Below are 17,201 nucleotides of genomic sequence, written 5' to 3' on the forward strand. Positions count from 1 at the left end.
GAAAAGAGAACGTGAAAATTACATATGACTTCAATTTTATAGAAAAAAACAGCAATATTCGAGAAGGGGTGAAAAATTAAAAACAACGAAATGGCAACAAAAGCTAAATTTCATGGGCGGTGATGTGTCGTTTGAAAGTTTAGTGCAATTAAGAAACACCAGCAAGCTATATAAATTGGTTTGCTTAAAAATATAAACAAATTTATGCGGCTTGCTTCCGTGCGGTTTGAAAGGATTGATTCTTTAAATCGCCCACGAAACTTAGCAAGACCGTTATCTTCAAGCGTTAAACAAATGAATTAATAAAATGGAAAAAATAATGAAAACAAAATTGATCCGTTTATCTTGTATTATACTTATAAGTATGTTTGCAATGATGGGATGTAAAAATCATTCAAAGAGACAAGAAAATATAGAAACGTATCAATCTGAAGTAATGCTGAAATTGTTCAGTATCAAAACTTCTAATGATTTAATAATAAAAATACCTGAAACAAATACATCTTGTAAGATTAATAAAATAATTGACAAAGATTCTCTACATATATTTGAAGGACACTACGCAGAAGGTGAGGAAAGAGGAGTAGTTTATATAGATTACAAAAACATAGTAGCTTTGAATCAGTCCACAGAGAATGAAACATATTTAATAATCCCGTTTAGCGTTTCAAATCAAGGTTCTGGTATTTTTAGATATATAGGTTTGTTTGATTTGAACCATAAAGATATGACTATAAAGCATGTAGATTCTAAGTTTTTAGGAGATAGAATTAAATTAGAATCCATACAATATGATGGAAATAAAGTTGTTCAAATTAAAATGAAAATTCATTCAAAAGAACAAAGTATGTCTCAAACTCCAACCGAAACAAAAGAAATTGATTTTAATGTTGACAGGGATAAATTGAAATACGACTTTGATTGAAAGAAGGCCAGAAGATAACAAAAGTAAGCGTTGCACATCCCCTTAATATTTTCTATTAAGGGGATATTTATTGTATTTAGCTTTCTATACTTGCGTTTTACAGTGCTGTATTTTATACAAATCAGTTCTAGATCTTAAATTATTTAGGGCTTAAAAGAGATCTAAATAAGCCGATTGTGTTGATTAAAATAGAAAAATAGTTATTTGCCTGATTTGCCATAGTTTCTGCCTTTTTTGTGACAAATTTCAATAGTTTTTTCAGGTTATAAGCCGTAGCTGACATGTGCATCACCTTATTGGCCTGCTGTATTCCTATGGTATTTATTTTACGCAGTCCCATAAATTGGGTGAGTATGCCAAAAACAGGTTCTACTGTTGATTGGCGCTTGCCTTTCATATAACGCCCCAACTTACTGGCGACTCTTTTGTTATTTCGCTCATACTCGTCAACATATACAGTTATGCCAATCTTTTTTTTAAATCCTTTTCCGATGCATTTTTGTTTGCAATTAAAGTGATTTGTGTTGATTTCGAACAAATATATTGTTAGATTTATAACAGTTGTGCAACAGACACAAAAGCTAAAATCTAAGATGCTTGTAAATAATTAAAGTATGAAGAAATTGAAGGTTTCGATATTTTGGTTCAGAAGGGATTTGAGAATTGAAGATAATCGTGGCTTATTTGAAGCCCTAAATGGCCCTTATCCGGTTCTGCCAGTTTTTATTTTTGATACAACTATTTTAGATGAACTTGAAGCAAACGATCCTCGTGTTTCATTCATCTACGAGCGTCTGTTAATTTTGAATAAAATTCTCGAAAATCATTCGAGTAGCCTTTATTGTAAAAAGGGGAAGCCTGAAGACATCTGGAAACAGATTCTCAAAAAATATGATGTTCAAAATGTCTATTTTAATGAAGATTATGAACCCTATGCCAAAAAACGTGACCAGGCTTTTGAAGAAATCATAATTGATTCCGGGGCTAAGGTCAGCATATTTAAAGATCAGGTTATATTCGCAAAGGGAGAGATACTAAAAGCAGATCAGTCGCCCTATATTGTATACACGCCCTATAAGAACAAATGGCTTGAAAAATTTAGAGAGACAGATATCGAACAGTTCAAGTCTGAAACAAAGGATAACTTTTTGAAGGGGAACTTTTCTCTACCTGCTTTGTCGGAAATAGGGTTTATCCAATCGAAAATCAAAGTCATCGATTATGATTTAGATTGCCTGGATGAATACGAGGAGTTTCGAAATTTTCCGGCACTGAATAAAACCAGTCATCTGTCTCCGCATCTACGCTTTGGAACGATTAGTATAAGAAGGGTTGTGCGTCAAGCACAGGTCTGTCAAGCCTTTTTAAATGAGCTTATCTGGCGCGAGTTTTTTATGCAGATTTTATATCATTTTCCAAAGCTTGTATATTCCAATTTCAAAGTGAAATATGATTCAATACAATGGCGGAATAATGAAGATGAATTTGAACGATGGAAAAAGGGAGAAACCGGCTATCCCATGGTTGATGCAGGTATGAGGGAGTTAAATGCGACTGGCTACATGCACAATAGGGTCAGAATGGTTGCAGCGGGATTTTTGTGTAAACATCTGCTCATCGATTGGCGGTGGGGAGAAGCATATTTTGCCGAAAAGTTATTGGATTACGAATTAGCATCGAATAATGGGAATTGGCAATGGTCTGCCGGAACCGGATGTGATGCCGCACCTTACTTTCGAGTGTTTAATCCTACAGAACAGCTTAAAAAGTTTGACCCGGACTTGACCTATATTAAGAAATGGATTCCCGACTTAGATTCGACGAATTACCCGACGCCCATGCTGGATCATAAAATGGCAAGGGAAAGAGCCATTCGGGTTTATAAAGAAGGCCTGAATTCCTTTTAAGAATCGTAGGGCTGGGCCTGCAACAATTCTATCGCCACTCAATAAGCGAAAGACCAAAACCAATAGTTGTTTGCTTGTGGTTGTAATCAATCATACTCTCGCCATAACCATGAAAAATTTGGGTGTGGAATTTTAAATTATCCCATATCTGTAAGGCATAATCAATTTGAATACTTCCTCGGTTATTTTTGCCAAAGTGCATCGAGTGGCGGGTAATCAGGCTAATGTCATGTCGTCCTTTGCCATAGGCGGCCATCAGTTCGCCTCGTCCCATGTAATTTTCGATACCCGGATTATTGTCGTTTGCAGCCGATTCCTGAATGCGCAACCAGGGTTTTAATATAATGCTTAGGTGTTCGCTTTCCCAGGCAACTTGAGCAATCAGTCTATTCCAACTTCGCGATAAAGGATCGGATCGACCGTTACTCTGATGATTGATGCCAATACCCGCAAAGAGACCTTTTAAGCCACAGATTTCATAAGAAGTAGGCATGATATACATGATTTCTGGCTCGTAGTTGGTCTCCCGAAAGGGACGGGATATATCCTTGTTGTAGAGTTGCCATCTGGATGTTTGTGTGTAGCCCATCCAAATATCACCCCCTAGTTTTGCTCCCAACAAATCATTAAAAACCTTTGTTTTAAAACTGATCTGAAATTTCAGTTCAATGGGCTTAAGTGGCATTTTATCAGGTACCGAGTTATTGGGGTTATCGCTTTGAGGTTTTTCATTGATGTTGCTGGTATAGTTCCCCAATAGGATGTAAAGCGGTTTGTATTGCTTGACTCTAAACAAACCCGACTGATTGCTGTGCGTATCATCAAGGTCCCATTGTTCGTGTAAAGATATTTGTTGTTTCGAAAATAATTCTTGTGCTACAGAACGGCTTACAAAAGCGAAGCTAATAAAGAGGATTAAGTAGATTTTGAGTTTCATAACAAGATTTTTTTCCGGTATTAAGGCAAGATGCTTGCTTTTGATTGGTTGCCGATTCTTTTACTGATAGTGGGCAAAAATAATACTTTTATTTCCCCCTCAAGTTAATCAGACTACAAAATGGGATTTAGATTTTTTGCTGGTTTGCGCATAAGCAATGGAGTCCGTTCAATTTGAACAATCTCCCCAAACCATATGGACTTATTGACCAGTTGTTTCAAAATCGCCTTTTGGGGATTTAGGGGTAGGGGGCTGATGCGAATCGGAACTCGATGAAGTCTGTTTAGGGGTGGGGTAATTGTAAAAAAAAAGCTCCAAATTCAGGAATTGAACTAGAGCCTTTCTTTATGCTTCATTATTCAGACATTAATAGCCTTTCATGTCAATCGTATCGCTATCAATCAGCTTGACCTCTTTTTTCATTTTCTTCTGAATCACTTTGAAATGATGCTCTTCTTCAGGAGAGACGAATGAGATGGCCTCACCTGGCGATTCTGCACGCCCCGTTCTTCCAATACGGTGAACGTAGTCTTTAGGAGATCGTGGCAATTCGTAGTTCACAACATAGGGGAGGAATTCAATATCGATACCACGAGCCAAAAGATCGGTTGTGACCAATACCCGAATTTTACCGGTTTTAAATCGTCGTAAGCTTTCGCTACGTGAGTTCATACTTTTCTTTCCATGAGTAGAAACGGCGTGTATGCCATTTCGGCAAAGTTTATTGGCAACACCATCGGCTTTAAAAGCTGAGGACACAAAAACCAATACCTGTTTTAAATTGTCTTTCTTGATTAAGTAACGAAGTAGAGGTCCTTTTCTGCTGTCGGCAACCGCGTAGGCAACCTGATCAATCAGTTCCTTTTCTTCTTCCTTTGATTCAATTTTGATGACTTCAGGACGATTTAATAGAAGTTGCTTAATATTCTCGACTTCTTTACTTAGAGTTGCTGAGAATAAAAGGTTTTGGCGTTTCTTAGGTAATAGGGCGAAAATACGATCCATTTCATATTTAAAACCCAGATTAAGCATTTTATCGGCTTCATCAAGTACAAGTCTTTCAATTTCCGATAGGTTTACGGCATTTGATTCTTCCAACTCAATCAATCGACCAGGCGTTGCAACTAAGATGCTAACACCATTCATGGCCATCATTTGCGGGTTGATAGAAACCCCGCCGAAAATAGCCAGAGTTTTAATTCGATCTGGTAAAGCTAAAGCAAATGTTTTAAATACTTCTTCGACTTGAACAGCGAGTTCTCTGGTAGGTACAAGAACCAGAGTTTTTATATGTCTGTTTTTGAGTGGTTTATTGCTTTTAAAATTATTGAGGATGGGTAGGACATAACTGGCTGTTTTTCCCGATCCTGTTTTGGCAATACCTAAAACATCTTTATGGCTTAGAATAGCAGGAATAGCCTCCTTCTGAATAGGGTAGGGCTGTGTGTAATTTTCAGCAGCCAAAGCTTTTAATAAAAAGGGAGATAAACCTAAAGATGTAAATGACATTATTTTGCGATTAATTAATATTTGTGTTCTTCACGAGTGGACAAAGGTACAGTAATTTTATTGCCTAAAGTGGGGTTTAAGACTTGCTTTTAGCTATTGAATGATATAATAGCTCGAAGAGTTTATTAAATTTGTTGAAACTAAAAATGATCCTTTTGAATATTTCCATTTTAACAGAACATTCTTTGTGGTGGTTACTGCCAATTGTTATGTTGGCAGTTGTCTTGGCATATGGCCAGTATTTTTATAAAAATACCTTAAAGAACGATTTGTCATCGACCAAAATATTGACGCTGGCAAGTTTGCGTACTTTGGTTTATATCGGTTTGTTATTTCTTTTACTTAACCCGAATATCAAATACAGTCAGAAACACATAGAGAAACCACTCTTAATTTGGGCTCAGGATAATTCTCAATCTTTAAAATTGGGTAAAGACTCTGTTTATTATCAAACGCAATATATAGCAGATGTTGACGCGGTTTTAAAAAGTTTGAGTCAAAAATATGAAATCCAAAAGCTGGGGTTTGGTGAGGAGGTTAAAATTCTGGCAGATTTTGATTTTACGGATCAGTCGAGCGATTACGCTTCATTATTCAGCTATCTGAAAAATAACATCCAGCCCGGGCAACAGACTCAGCTTATTTTGGCAGGTGATGGTTTGTACAATAAGGGGAATGATGCTAGATTCCTGGTTCAGGAAGTAAAATGCCCTGTTCATACGATTGCTTTGGGTGATGCTACCAGTCAAAAGGATTTGTCAGTTGTATTCCTGAGAAGTAATAAACTTGCCTTTCTAAAATCGAATACGCCTGTACGTTTGGGTATAAAGGCTGATTTTTGTGAAGGTGAAGAAATTTTTATTCAGCTGGATTCAGATTCAGAAACCCTATATCGGGATACCCTTAAAATACCCAATGCAAGCTACTATGTGGAGAAAGATTTTTTCATTACTCCCAAAAAATCGGGTTTACAAAAGTACCGATTGAGTTTGAAAGCCATAAAGGGCGAGTCGAATCTAAAGAATAACAAAGGGGAAATGCTCATTGATGTATTGGATAGTAAACGTAAAATTGCGATCTGTTACGATTCTTACCATCCGGATATTGCGGCTCTCTATTCTGCATTAGAGGAGCAGTCGAATACTACGATTCGTTTAATTGATGTGTCGAAAAAGCAGGTTGATTTTTCTGATTTTAATTTGATGATTTTTTATCAGTTACCTTCGATGAAACATGTCGGTGGAAATTTTCTGAATCAGTTAACCCATTCTCGCGTGCCTTTTATGATGATTTTAGGTGGTGCAAGTGATTTTAACTTGTTGAATCGTTTGAATTTGGGCTTAAAGCTTGATCAAACCCATGATCTTTTCCAAAATGCAAGAATGGCTTATTCGGATAGGTTTTCCCTTTTCGAAATGGATGAAGAAGATAGGAAAGCATTTTCGACTTTTCCACCAGTCATGTCGCCAATGGGCAAGTATAGTTTCAATCAGGAATCTCATGTAATGGGGACTCAGATTGTAAAAGCTGTCGGTACAGAGACGCCTCTAATTGCATTTTCGCAAAGAGATGATCAGAAACAAGCGTATATTTTGGGTGAAGGTTTATGGCGATGGAAACTTCAGGATTATAAAATGAATCAATCGCATGAGCATTTTAATGCCTTACTGAATCGAATGGTTCAGTATTTAGCTCTTAAGGTGAAGCGTAATCAGCTGACGATTCAATACGATAAAGTTTATAAGGAAACGGACGCTATTCAGATTGAAGCACAGCTTTACGATGAAAGTTATCAGACTATCAATAAGGCGGATCTGAACTTTTTATTAAAGAATGATAAAGACGAGGCGTTTGCCTATCAATTTGAGCGTTCAGGAAAGGTCTATAACTTAGATTTGAATAATTTACCTGCAGGGAACTATCAGTTTGAAGCCAAAGTCAAAGCATTTGATCAGGAGTTTACTCAAAAAGGAAGCTTTGTTGTTCGTTCTGAGAATCTGGAAAGCAAGCAAGTTCAAGCAAATCCGGCTTTCTTAAAAGACTTGTCGGAGCTGAGCGGGGCTTTGCATTTTCCGTTGTCTCAAATGCCCCAATTAACTGACAGTCTTTTAGCTAATAAAAATATAAAAGCCCGGATTTCTGTAGAGAGTCACTTTCGTTCTGTACTTAATTTTATGTGGGTTTTATGTTCTATTATAATTTTGTTGAGTTTGGAATGGTTTTTGAAAAAGTATTGGCTCGGAATCTAATAATTGGTTTTTGATCACCTATCTAATCACAACTGATTTTAATTATTAATTTATGGAATTTATTAAGTCCCCTATGAAGTTTATTTATTTGGCTCTCATATCACTCGTTATTTTATCACCCGCTTGTAAAACAATTTCGCAAGTTCAGTTTCAGGTTTTGGAAGCACCCGAGGTTGTATTGCCTGCGGATGTTAATCGACTTGCATTTGTTTATAGAAATCAGCATTTTCCTTCTGATTCGGTGGCGCAGTATTATTCTATAAGCAAAGTGTCAGTAAAAGATAGTGTAGATCATACACAGGATATGCCCTTGAACTGTTATCAGGGCTTTGTTGAAAATTTATCCGAATTTTGGCCTCAGGATTCTATTCCTTTTATACGTCTGCCCAAGAAGATGATGCCGGATACGCTGCGTCATTTTATGCCCTTAAATTGGAATACGGTTGATAGTCTGTGTCAGGCAAGTCAAACCGATGTTTTGATTGTTTTAGAAGATCTTCAGGCTTTTAATAAGCACGAAATTGTGGAAGAAGATGTCTATTGGGCCTCCACTGAAATTCATTTTTATGGCAAATGGCGTATATACGATCCCTTATATCAAAAGATTTATGATGACAGACTTATTGTGGACAGCTTGTTTTTGGAATCGTCTGATTCAAACATTGAAAGATTGGTGAGCGAGAAGTTACCCAAGAGAGAAGAACTGTTGAACGATGCCTCCTATGAGTTGGGGAGAACTTATGTTGATTTAATTTCGCCTAAATGGCAGGATGTTAGCCGCAATTATTTTGTTTCCGGAGACAAACGTTTGTCTACGGCACCCTATTTTATAAATAAGAATGAGTTTGATACAGCGATTAAGATGTGGGAAAGTTTAACCCGCATGGGGGACAACATAAGCAAAGAGAAAGATCTGAAATTAGCTGGTCGTGCGGCATACAATTTAGCCGTAGTATATGAAATGAAGGGGGATTTTAAAAAGGCCAGATCCTGGGTTCGAAAAGCCATCTATTTTTATAAAAAGATGAAAAATAGGCCTTCGGAATATAAAGAAATAGAAGCTTATTCTTTAGCTTTGAATTCCCGTTGGCTTAACGGAGAAAAAATTAAATTATTCTTTGGGGAAGATCCGGAAGCTCAGTAACGATTGAATTTAGTTCATTGAGTGACTGTATCGGATAAAATAGGTAACCAAAATTTTAGAAACGGATATGATCACATCAAGTATGTCAACAGATTTAATTCTTACACTTATCATTCTTATTCTCAGTCTCGATTTTCTTTTGGAACGTACACTGGATATTCTGAATAGAGAAAATTGGAGTGCCACCATACCTAAAGAACTCGAAGGAATTTATGATGAGGAGAAATATGCGCAGTCACAAGCTTATGAAAAGGATAAAAATCGGATTGGTTTATTGTCTTCCATTCTGGGTTTTGTTATCACCATTTTAATGATTGTGTGTGGTGGTTTTGCCTGGGTTGATGATTTTGTACGACAGTATTTTTCGAATCCGATAGCTCTGGCTTTGAGCTTTTTTGCCATAATCATGCTTGGCTCAAGTTTAATAAGTTTGCCGTTTTCTTACTATTCTACTTTTGTGATTGAGGAAAAATATGGTTTTAATCGAAGCACTTTAAAAACCTTTGTGCTTGACAAAATAAAAGGGGCTTTGCTGACCGCAATTTTAGGTGGGGGAATCTTGGCTTTAATAATCTGGATCTACACACTAACGACCGTGAATTTCTGGTGGATGGCTTGGGCTTTGATCGCTTTGGTTATGATTTTTATGAGTATGTTTTATTCTTCCCTGATTGTACCGCTTTTCAATAAACAAAGTCCTTTGGAGGAGGGTGAATTGAATATGGCGATTAGTAAGCTGGCTAAAGAGGTGGGGTTTAAACTCGACAATATTTATGTGATGGATGGTTCCAAACGTTCATCAAAGGGGAATGCCTATTTCAGCGGTTTGGGCTCACGAAAACGAATTGTTTTGTTCGATACCTTGATTGATGAATTATCAACGAAAGAGATTGTGGCCGTTCTGGCTCATGAAATAGGTCATTACAAAAAGAAACATACGCTCAGTTCAATCATCTTAAGTCTTTTGCAAACGGGTGTTATGTTTTACATCTTCTCGTTATTGATAGGAAATGCGAGTTTATCCGGAGCTTTGGGAGCTGAGAACCACAGTTTCCATTTGGGATTAATTGCCTTTGGGATTTTGTATTCACCCATTTCAACTTTTTTAGGTTTGGGCATGAATGTTTTATCCAGAAAGAATGAATATGAAGCGGATGCTTTTGCGGCTGAACATCACAGCGCAGAGGCATTGGGTAGTGGTTTGAAAAAATTGTCAGTGAGCTCTTTGAGTAACCTGACACCACACCCGGCTTATGTGTTTTTCCATTATTCACATCCAACCCTTTTGCAACGTTTGAAAGCTCTAAAAAGATAAAGGATAAAGGGGAATTGAGAACCGAAAACAGATACCAACGAATTTTAGTTTAAAATAATGCAAGCAGAAATTATTACCATTGGCGATGAGATATTGATTGGACAAATTGTTGATACCAATTCAGCCTGGATGTCAAAGGAATTAAATGCCATCGGTATTTCAGTGAATCGAATTACAAGTATTTCGGATACAAAAGAAGCGATTGTGACTTCCGTTGAAGAGGCCATGTCTCGGGTGGATCTGATTTTGATAACAGGAGGCCTGGGTCCAACCAACGATGATATTACGAAAAAAACATTGAGCGATTATTTTGCCTGTGAATTGGTTCAGGATGATCAACTCTACGGGAAAATTGAAGAGCGTTTGGCTCGATATAAAATTGGCATGAATGCCTTCAATCGTGAGCAGGCTCTTATTCCTCATGGGGCAAGAATCATTCCTAATCATTTTGGGACAGCGCCCTGTATGTGGTTTTCAAGAGATAATAAGCATGTCATTTCGATGCCAGGTGTGCCTTTCGAGATGAAAAACATCATGCAAACGGAATTGTTAACACGATTGAGTTCAGAGTTTCATTGTCCTCATGTGTTGCATCAAACAGTGATGGTTCAAGGCTTGGGTGAATCTGTTTTGGCTGAGATGTTGCAGGATTGGGAGGCGAATTTACCTTCGGTTGTGAAATTGGCTTATTTACCATCGCCTGGTGTGGTGCGTTTACGCATGAGTTTGGTGGGGGATGATGAGGCTGAATTAAAAGCCATTATTAAGCAGCAACTTGAAGCTTTGAAAGCCATTTTGGGTGAACGCATTTTTGCTTTTGATGACGAGAAAATTGAGCAGGTGATTGCCAATCTTCTTTTGGATAAAAAGAAAACGGTGTCTACAGCAGAATCTTGTACCGGTGGAAATATGGCACACATGCTTACCGCAATGGCAGGATGTTCAGCTTATTTTAAAGGTGCTGTAGTAGCTTATTCAAATGAAGTTAAAGGCAATGTTTTGGGGGTAAATCCGAATGATTTGGAGGAATTTGGTGCGGTTAGCCAACAGGTGGTTGAGCAAATGGCAACAGGGGCTTGCAAGGTCATCGGTTCTGATTATGCTATTGCCACCTCAGGTATTGCCGGACCCGATGGTGGAACGGATGCAAAACCAGTGGGAACCGTATGGATTGCTGTGGCTTCAGCTGAAAAAGTAATCTCTGAGAAATTTATTTTCTCCAAAGAACGAGGGCGTAATATCAGAATGGCTTCCCAAGCAGGTTTTAATATGCTTAGAAAGCTCATTCTAAATGAATAATTTCTAGAAATACATCATTAAAGCGACTCCCAAACCAATACCTGCCAGAACCAATGAGATTTTATGCTTGTCGGTTCTGAAAAGGGTGAGAACCAAAGTGCAGATGAGCAGACTTAGAAAGCTGATGATTAAAAAGCCCGTGAAGCTTCCAAGGTTATAACCTAGGTATGATAAGAATTTGATATTTGAGCCGAGTGCAGCTTTGTAGTGTAAGCTTAATACGAAACCTTGCATGATACCAATAAGTACAAAAATATTGTAGTGTATTGCAGATATTTTATGGCTGAAAATGGCATGTAAGGAGACGATTGAAAGACTGATAATGGCCAGCAGGTGAATGGTCGAATGACTTAGAGTCATTGCCTTAAAAATAGACAGAGATAAGCCTACTAAACTTCCGGAACAAAGAGCCAATAGAAGCAGGAGGTAGGTTTTCCATTCCTTTAGGCTAAAAAAGATACCGAAGATTATCAGAAAAAGAATTTGTTGGAGGTTTGAAAACTGACATAAATGCTTTAAAGCGATTTCAAAGCTGTAAATTAATTGATCCATATACAGGTGATTAAAGTTTGACTGTTTGTAGTCGACTTTTTATTTTAGATTGTTAAGACTGATTTTCGCACGGCAATTTTCTTTGCCGGTTGTTTTACTTGTAATCTTGCAACTCAAGTGGTATTCATCATCCAGTTCCTGAAAAATCTGAATCTGTTCACCCAATTTAAGCTCGTGGAGAAAATTAATTTCCAATTCAGAAATGGGTTTTTCAGTTAGAGTCTCAGCGGGAATTGCATCGATTATCCATTTCAGATATTTCACATTATTGACATGTCGGTTGATATCAATATCAGAATAGTGAATTTTTATTTCCTCGATAAGTTCGGCATCAGATGATAAAGGGGGCAGTTTGCCCAGTTCCTTTTCAAAGACCTCAGAATAATTGCCAATCGGCATGTTTTTTACCACATCGTGAGGACGAATGGGACGATGGCTGTTCAAATCAACAACCAACCAATAGGAACTGGCTATAGCAATGATTTTATTTTCAGCATCGAAAATACGGAAATCACGAGCCCCAAATAAACTTTTGATACCAGTTGGAAAGGTTTCAATTCGGATGGTCTCTTTCCATTTTGCAGGACGTTTTATTTTAATTCTTATGCGTGAAAGGACCCAGGCATGATTGTCGTGATTTAAATCATCCAAACCTTGTCCGATCTGATCAACATGGTTGCCTGCAATTTCCTGTAAGTAATTGCAAATACTTGTGAGTTTGGCATTGCCATGCCAATCGGTATCGAAAGATCCGATAGTGAATTCCTGACTGTATATACTCAAATCTGTCATCTGAAAAAAAGACAATTAATGTTTAGGAACGTGTTGCATTAAAAATTGAACGAATAAGAATCAATACCACAAAAGGTAAAATGGTATAGGGTAAACTTTGTGGTAGTATTGGCCATGCAGCTATAAATACCAGTAAGAAAATAGAATGGTATTTAAAATAAGGCTTGACCCAAGCCGGTCTGTTTTTCTTAAATAGAACAGGGATTAAAGGCAAATGAATAGGTAAGGCCCAAAGGATATTCCAGTTAGGTCCCATGGCCTGATGATCGGTGAAAAACCAAAGAAACAAAATAACGAAACCCAAAAGAGACGTGCTGCCAAAAACCAATACATCGAGTAAAACGAATCGTTTTTTGTTTTTGATAGAACTTAGTGTTAGCATGAAACCTATAAATGCAATTAACCCAAAAATGAAGGTTGGATGTAAATACCAAGGTGTTTGTGGTTGAATAGCAGTTTCACTGAGAATGACATTTTCGTTACTTACCAGTTTGCTTGTTTGATTGTCCATGGTAATCTGGCAATGATCGAAACCCGACTTAAGCATATCAGGCAAAAACATTTCCTGATAGTTTGTTGCTTTTGCATCGCAGGGTTGGCTTAAAACCAAATGAATACCCGTGTAAATCCACGGCGTTTGTTTTAAATAAAGGTTGAGTAAATCTCTGAAACTTCGATTTGATTTTTGATTTGGGTTCTCAAATTCAATTTTATCATTGGCCTCTCGGGGCAGAATGTCGCGAATAAGAGTTGAACAATTATTGAATAGAAAATCGTAAGAATAATAGCGATTCTCAGGGCGATAATTCTCCCAAAGGGCTTTTATTAGCTTTTGTTTTGAGATTGAATCTAAGTTTAACTCTTGTTCTACGACTGAACGTTTATCCCTTTTATAGGCAGCTTTAAAATCTCTGAATCGATTGGCGGTAAGGTTGTATTTTAGTTTCCCTCGTATAAATTTCACATAGAAATTGGGCGTGTTGAAATCAAAATTTCCATAATTAAAAACCACATCCATTCTTCTCGCAGGATCTTGAATTCGGATGGCAGAATGTCCAAAAAGAGAATAGAGTTCCAGTCCGGGAGAACAAGTTAGAATGCTGATTTTAGTATTATCAGTGTTTTCCTGTGCCTGTACTTTACTTGTTGGGTTAACAAATAATAGAGTAAGAAAAAAAAGGATGAATAGATGTCGCATAGTTGTATTTTATTTGTCCCCGAAGATAATGATTTTTGTAGGGAGCTTGTTAAATAGCTTGACGAAGATTTCTACTTTTTAACAAATAAAATGTGTTTAAATCAGAACTGCCCTAATCTGAAACAGAAAAGGGCAGTTCGAAAAGAAATGTTATTGTATACAATTATCTCATATCTACAACTTCCACATCTGGATGTGCGGCTTGATCGAAGATAAAGTCTGAATCTTTAAAATTCAGATTTGGTTCGAATTTCTTGATTTTAATTGTGATGTTATTGCCATCTTTTCCGATTGATACCAAAGACTTTATTTCTAAACTTTTTGTATCGATATGCAATCTAATTCTTGAAAAGGGTCTTGTTTCATCTAATGGAAAAAGATCGATTACATGAAAAACACCTGCTGCAGTTGTCTGTTCTTCAACGTAGCTATATTTGAATCCGGTTTCGTAAAGAGTGAAGATTTTTGTTGGATTCAATCCTTTTTCTTCGTCGTCTTCATCGGCTTCTTTAATATTTACTTCTTCTGCATCAACCAAATGCTGATAAATGGTTTTACCATCAAAGTAGGTGTAAACATCCATTAAATAAAGGCGATACTTATTGCCTTTTAGAATAATGTTACCCTCTGAACTTTCATGAACATCTTCTTCGGCATTGTCCATCTTGAAACTAAATTCAGCTTTAATACTGCTGTAGGTTTTGTTTATTTCTGAAACCTGATCTAAGATGGTTTTGGCTTTGTTATCCTGAGCCGAAAGATTTAGGCTCAATAGAGAGATAATTAGAAGTGAAATATATTTCGTCATACTTTAAAATTTAAATCTGATTGAAATCAGATTGAGAACTAGTTATTTTTTACGTTAATGTTTATTCAATTATTGTGCCAGTTTAAGCCAAAACCTGAGACAGTAGTTTTTCCAGGGAATATTCGTCAGAAACCAAAACCTGACGGGCTTTACTACCCTCGAAAGGACCTACAATTCCTGCGGCTTCAAGCTGATCAACAATTCGACCTGCGCGGTTGTACCCAATAGAGAAACGCCTTTGAATGGCCGAAGTTGAACCTTGCTGTGAGCCTACTACTAAACGGGCTGCTTCTTCGAAAAGGGCATCCCTTTTTTGTAAATCAACCTCTGCTGTGTTTTCAGAACTTTCGGCTACAAATTCAGGCAGCATTAGTGCTGATGGATAAGCTTGTTGTTTTTGAATATACTGAGTAAGGGCTTCAACTTCTGGTGTATCAACAAAGGCACACTGAACCCGAACCAAATCGCTACCAACTGAGATCAACATATCACCCCGACCAATAAGCTGATTCGCTCCGGGACTATCAAGAATTGTACGAGAGTCGATCATTGAGGCTACCTTAAAGGCAATTCGTGCCGGGAAATTGGCCTTAATTACACCCGTGATAATGTTGGTTGAAGGTCGCTGAGTGGCAATAATCATGTGAATCCCAATCGCACGTGCTAGTTGAGCAATACGGGCAATTGGTGTTTCAACTTCTTTACCGGCTGTCATAATCAAATCGGCAAACTCATCGATAATAACAACAATATAGGGTAAGTAACGGTGTCCGTTTTCGGGATTTAGTTTACGAGTGACAAACTTTTTATTGTATTCGATAATATTACGAGCATGAGCTTTTTTAAGCAGATCGTAACGGGCATCCATTTCTACACAAAGTGAATTAAGTGTTGCAATCACTTTATGAATATCAGTAATAATAGCTTCTTCCTCTTCAGGAAGTTTGGCTAGGAAATGCTTTTCGATGGTTGAATAAATATTCAATTCAACCTTTTTAGGATCAATGAGGACGAATTTAAGTTGCGATGGATGCTTCTTATAAAGTAAAGATGTGATAATCGCATTCAAACCAACCGATTTACCTTGTCCGGTAGCACCTGCAACAAGAAGGTGAGGCATTTTTGCCAAGTCAAGGGTATAGGTTTCGTTGGAAATGGTTTTACCCATGGCAACGGGCAAGGCATGCTTTGATTCCTGGAATTTTTTCGAAGCGATGATGTTTTTCATCGAAACAATCTCTGGCGTTCTGTTGGGAACCTCAATACCAATGGTTCCACGACCAGGAATTGGCGCAATAATTCGAATACCCAAAGCTGCTAAACTCAAAGCAATATCATCTTCAAGATTTTTGATTTTTGAAATACGCACGCCTGGTGCCGGTACAATCTCGTAGAGTGTTACGGTTGGCCCGATGGTTGCTTTAATTTGAGTGATCTCAATTTTATAATTGCGTAGCGTATCAACAATTTTGATTTTATTACTTTCAAGCTCTTCCTTACTAACTTCAGAGTTATTAATGTGATGATCTTCTAGAAGATCGAGGCCTGGATAATTGTAGTTTGAAAGGTCGAGTGTCGGATCAAAATCTTCCATAGGCGTATGGTTGATTGAAACACTTTCTTCTTTGATACGTGTTGTTTCAATAGTCAATTCCAAGTCGTCATCTTCGGAATTTTGAATTTTGGTATTTGGAGCTTCTTCAAAATCAGAATCGATATCCAGTTCTATTTCACTGGTTTCAGCTACAGGTTCTTTTTCTTCTTTAATATTAGGTATATACTCTTCTTCCAGATTAATGTCAAGTTCAGTACTAATTGTATCCTCTGTTTCATTATTTTTTATGACAGGCTCAAATTGATCCTCTTCTTCATATTCGTCGTTATCATCAAGATCTAAATCGTTAACTTCGGGTTTAGCTTTCTTTTTAAAGAGTTTTTTAATGTTGTTAACAGAGTTATTAAATCCAAAAGCAATCAGAGTGAAAAAACAAATGATTAAAGCGAAAAGAGTTCCCACATTTCCAATAAGTGAAATCAGCCACTCACTTATAAAATAGCCATGAGTTCCACCCAAATATAAAAAGCTTGTGCTGGTTGAATCAACAAAAAGAAAGGCAAGCAGAACCGAGCACCAGATACTAAAAAGTAGCGTGTAGAGGACACTTTTTCTGAGTGATTGTGTTTTTATTCCAAATAAGCGAATTGAAAGAACGGTAAGGACATAAAGTATGGTGCATGCAGCTATTCCAAACCCTTTGTTTATAAGAAGGTTCGAAAGAAATGCTCCCGTTTTACCCGTCCAATTTTCAACTCGAATTCCTGAATTGGCCAGTAAATCGAATAGTTGTATATCTAATTTGGATTGATCAGCACCTCCTGTAAAAAAGAAGGATACAAATGCGAGTCCAAGGTATATGGTGAATAGACCTGAACTAATACCCAAAATAAATCGAATGCGTTCATCTTTTAGAAAAGATGGTTTGTTAAACCTATTCTTTTTTGTTTTCGTGTTTCCTTTTTTTGCCATTGAATATGATTTTCCTGCTTATAATCTGATGTGAAAGTA

The 17,201-nt window shown here is 37.2% G+C and carries 14 protein-coding genes; 6 read left to right on the forward strand and 8 right to left on the reverse strand.

Features of this window, described 5'->3' with window-relative positions; translation table 11 throughout:
* Positions 1-319 precede the first annotated feature (319 nt).
* Positions 320-925, forward strand: a complete 606-nt coding sequence (locus tag EV201_RS01045; RefSeq protein WP_130305549.1) for a hypothetical protein — start codon at positions 320-322, stop codon at positions 923-925.
* A gap of 139 nt (positions 926-1,064) precedes the next feature.
* Here the strand turns inward: EV201_RS01045 and EV201_RS01050 are convergent, their stop codons facing one another.
* Positions 1,065-1,463 carry a transposase gene (locus EV201_RS01050; RefSeq protein ID WP_207224360.1) on the reverse strand — a complete coding sequence of 133 codons (399 nt, stop codon included), beginning with the start codon at positions 1,461-1,463 and terminating at the stop codon, positions 1,065-1,067.
* Between the two features lie 76 nt (positions 1,464-1,539).
* On the opposite strand from EV201_RS01050, the gene EV201_RS01055 reads away from it, so the two are divergent.
* A complete protein-coding gene (locus EV201_RS01055; RefSeq protein ID WP_130305550.1) occupies positions 1,540-2,832 on the forward strand; it encodes a cryptochrome/photolyase family protein in 1,293 nt (430 codons plus the stop codon).
* A 28-nt stretch (positions 2,833-2,860) separates the two neighbouring features.
* Here the strand turns inward: EV201_RS01055 and EV201_RS01060 are convergent, their stop codons facing one another.
* Positions 2,861-3,769, reverse strand: a complete 909-nt coding sequence (locus EV201_RS01060) for a phospholipase A (protein WP_130305551.1) — start codon at positions 3,767-3,769, stop codon at positions 2,861-2,863.
* A gap of 366 nt (positions 3,770-4,135) precedes the next feature.
* Positions 4,136-5,278: a DEAD/DEAH box helicase gene (locus tag EV201_RS01065; RefSeq protein ID WP_130305552.1), complete on the reverse strand. Its 1,143-nt coding sequence runs from the start codon at positions 5,276-5,278 to the stop codon at positions 4,136-4,138.
* Between the two features lie 155 nt (positions 5,279-5,433).
* Here EV201_RS01065 and EV201_RS01070 point away from each other — a divergent pair, with 155 nt between their 5' ends.
* From EV201_RS01070 to EV201_RS01085, 4 genes are all read left to right on the forward strand, one after another.
* Positions 5,434-7,527 (forward strand): hypothetical protein, encoded by a 2,094-nt coding sequence (locus EV201_RS01070; protein ID WP_130305553.1) that lies wholly within the window; start codon positions 5,434-5,436, stop codon positions 7,525-7,527.
* 52 nt (positions 7,528-7,579) lie between these two features.
* Positions 7,580-8,671, forward strand: a complete 1,092-nt coding sequence (locus tag EV201_RS01075; RefSeq protein ID WP_130305554.1) for a DUF6340 family protein — start codon at positions 7,580-7,582, stop codon at positions 8,669-8,671.
* A gap of 67 nt (positions 8,672-8,738) precedes the next feature.
* Positions 8,739-9,986, forward strand: coding sequence for a M48 family metallopeptidase (locus EV201_RS01080; RefSeq protein ID WP_242610439.1), 1,248 nt, complete (start codon positions 8,739-8,741; stop codon positions 9,984-9,986).
* Positions 9,987-10,043: 57 nt separating this feature from the next.
* A complete protein-coding gene (locus EV201_RS01085) occupies positions 10,044-11,285 on the forward strand; it encodes a competence/damage-inducible protein A (protein WP_130305555.1) in 1,242 nt (413 codons plus the stop codon).
* A gap of 3 nt (positions 11,286-11,288) precedes the next feature.
* On the opposite strand, the gene EV201_RS01090 is transcribed toward EV201_RS01085, so the two are convergent.
* The 5 genes from EV201_RS01090 to EV201_RS01110 form a co-directional block, all read right to left on the reverse strand.
* Positions 11,289-11,837: a hypothetical protein gene (locus EV201_RS01090; protein ID WP_130305556.1), complete on the reverse strand. Its 549-nt coding sequence runs from the start codon at positions 11,835-11,837 to the stop codon at positions 11,289-11,291.
* Positions 11,838-11,876: 39 nt separating this feature from the next.
* Positions 11,877-12,629: an acyl-[acyl-carrier-protein] thioesterase gene (locus EV201_RS01095; protein WP_130305557.1), complete on the reverse strand. Its 753-nt coding sequence runs from the start codon at positions 12,627-12,629 to the stop codon at positions 11,877-11,879.
* A gap of 22 nt (positions 12,630-12,651) precedes the next feature.
* Complete coding sequence (locus EV201_RS01100) at positions 12,652-13,827, reverse strand: lipoprotein N-acyltransferase Lnb domain-containing protein (protein WP_130305558.1); 1,176 nt, start codon at positions 13,825-13,827, stop codon at positions 12,652-12,654.
* Positions 13,828-13,990: 163 nt separating this feature from the next.
* The gene (lolA1, locus tag EV201_RS01105; RefSeq protein ID WP_130305559.1) at positions 13,991-14,635 is read right to left on the reverse strand and encodes an outer membrane lipoprotein periplasmic chaperone LolA1; all 645 of its coding nucleotides are present in this window, start codon (positions 14,633-14,635) and stop codon (positions 13,991-13,993) included.
* A gap of 82 nt (positions 14,636-14,717) precedes the next feature.
* Positions 14,718-17,162, reverse strand: a complete 2,445-nt coding sequence (locus EV201_RS01110) for an FtsK/SpoIIIE family DNA translocase (protein WP_130305560.1) — start codon at positions 17,160-17,162, stop codon at positions 14,718-14,720.
* Between the last annotated feature and the right edge of the window lie 39 nt (positions 17,163-17,201).

This window comes from Ancylomarina subtilis, assembly GCF_004217115.1.
Lineage (GTDB): Bacteria > Bacteroidota > Bacteroidia > Bacteroidales > Marinifilaceae > Ancylomarina > Ancylomarina subtilis.

Excerpts from the sequence above, each read along its gene's own strand:
- EV201_RS01045 (WP_130305549.1), top strand. The coding sequence starts at position 320 with ATGAAAACAAAATTGATCCGTTTATCTTGTATTATACTTATAAGTATG.
- EV201_RS01055 (WP_130305550.1), top strand. The coding sequence starts at position 1,540 with ATGAAGAAATTGAAGGTTTCGATATTTTGGTTCAGAAGGGATTTGAGA.
- EV201_RS01060 (WP_130305551.1), bottom strand. The coding sequence starts at position 3,769 with ATGAAACTCAAAATCTACTTAATCCTCTTTATTAGCTTCGCTTTTGTA.
- EV201_RS01065 (WP_130305552.1), bottom strand. The coding sequence starts at position 5,278 with ATGTCATTTACATCTTTAGGTTTATCTCCCTTTTTATTAAAAGCTTTG.
- EV201_RS01075 (WP_130305554.1), top strand. The coding sequence starts at position 7,580 with ATGGAATTTATTAAGTCCCCTATGAAGTTTATTTATTTGGCTCTCATA.
- EV201_RS01080 (WP_242610439.1), top strand. The coding sequence starts at position 8,739 with ATGATCACATCAAGTATGTCAACAGATTTAATTCTTACACTTATCATT.
- EV201_RS01085 (WP_130305555.1), top strand. The coding sequence starts at position 10,044 with ATGCAAGCAGAAATTATTACCATTGGCGATGAGATATTGATTGGACAA.
- EV201_RS01090 (WP_130305556.1), bottom strand. The coding sequence starts at position 11,837 with ATGGATCAATTAATTTACAGCTTTGAAATCGCTTTAAAGCATTTATGT.
- EV201_RS01095 (WP_130305557.1), bottom strand. The coding sequence starts at position 12,629 with ATGACAGATTTGAGTATATACAGTCAGGAATTCACTATCGGATCTTTC.
- EV201_RS01100 (WP_130305558.1), bottom strand. The coding sequence starts at position 13,827 with ATGCGACATCTATTCATCCTTTTTTTTCTTACTCTATTATTTGTTAAC.
- lolA1 (WP_130305559.1), bottom strand. The coding sequence starts at position 14,635 with ATGACGAAATATATTTCACTTCTAATTATCTCTCTATTGAGCCTAAAT.
- EV201_RS01110 (WP_130305560.1), bottom strand. The coding sequence starts at position 17,162 with ATGGCAAAAAAAGGAAACACGAAAACAAAAAAGAATAGGTTTAACAAA.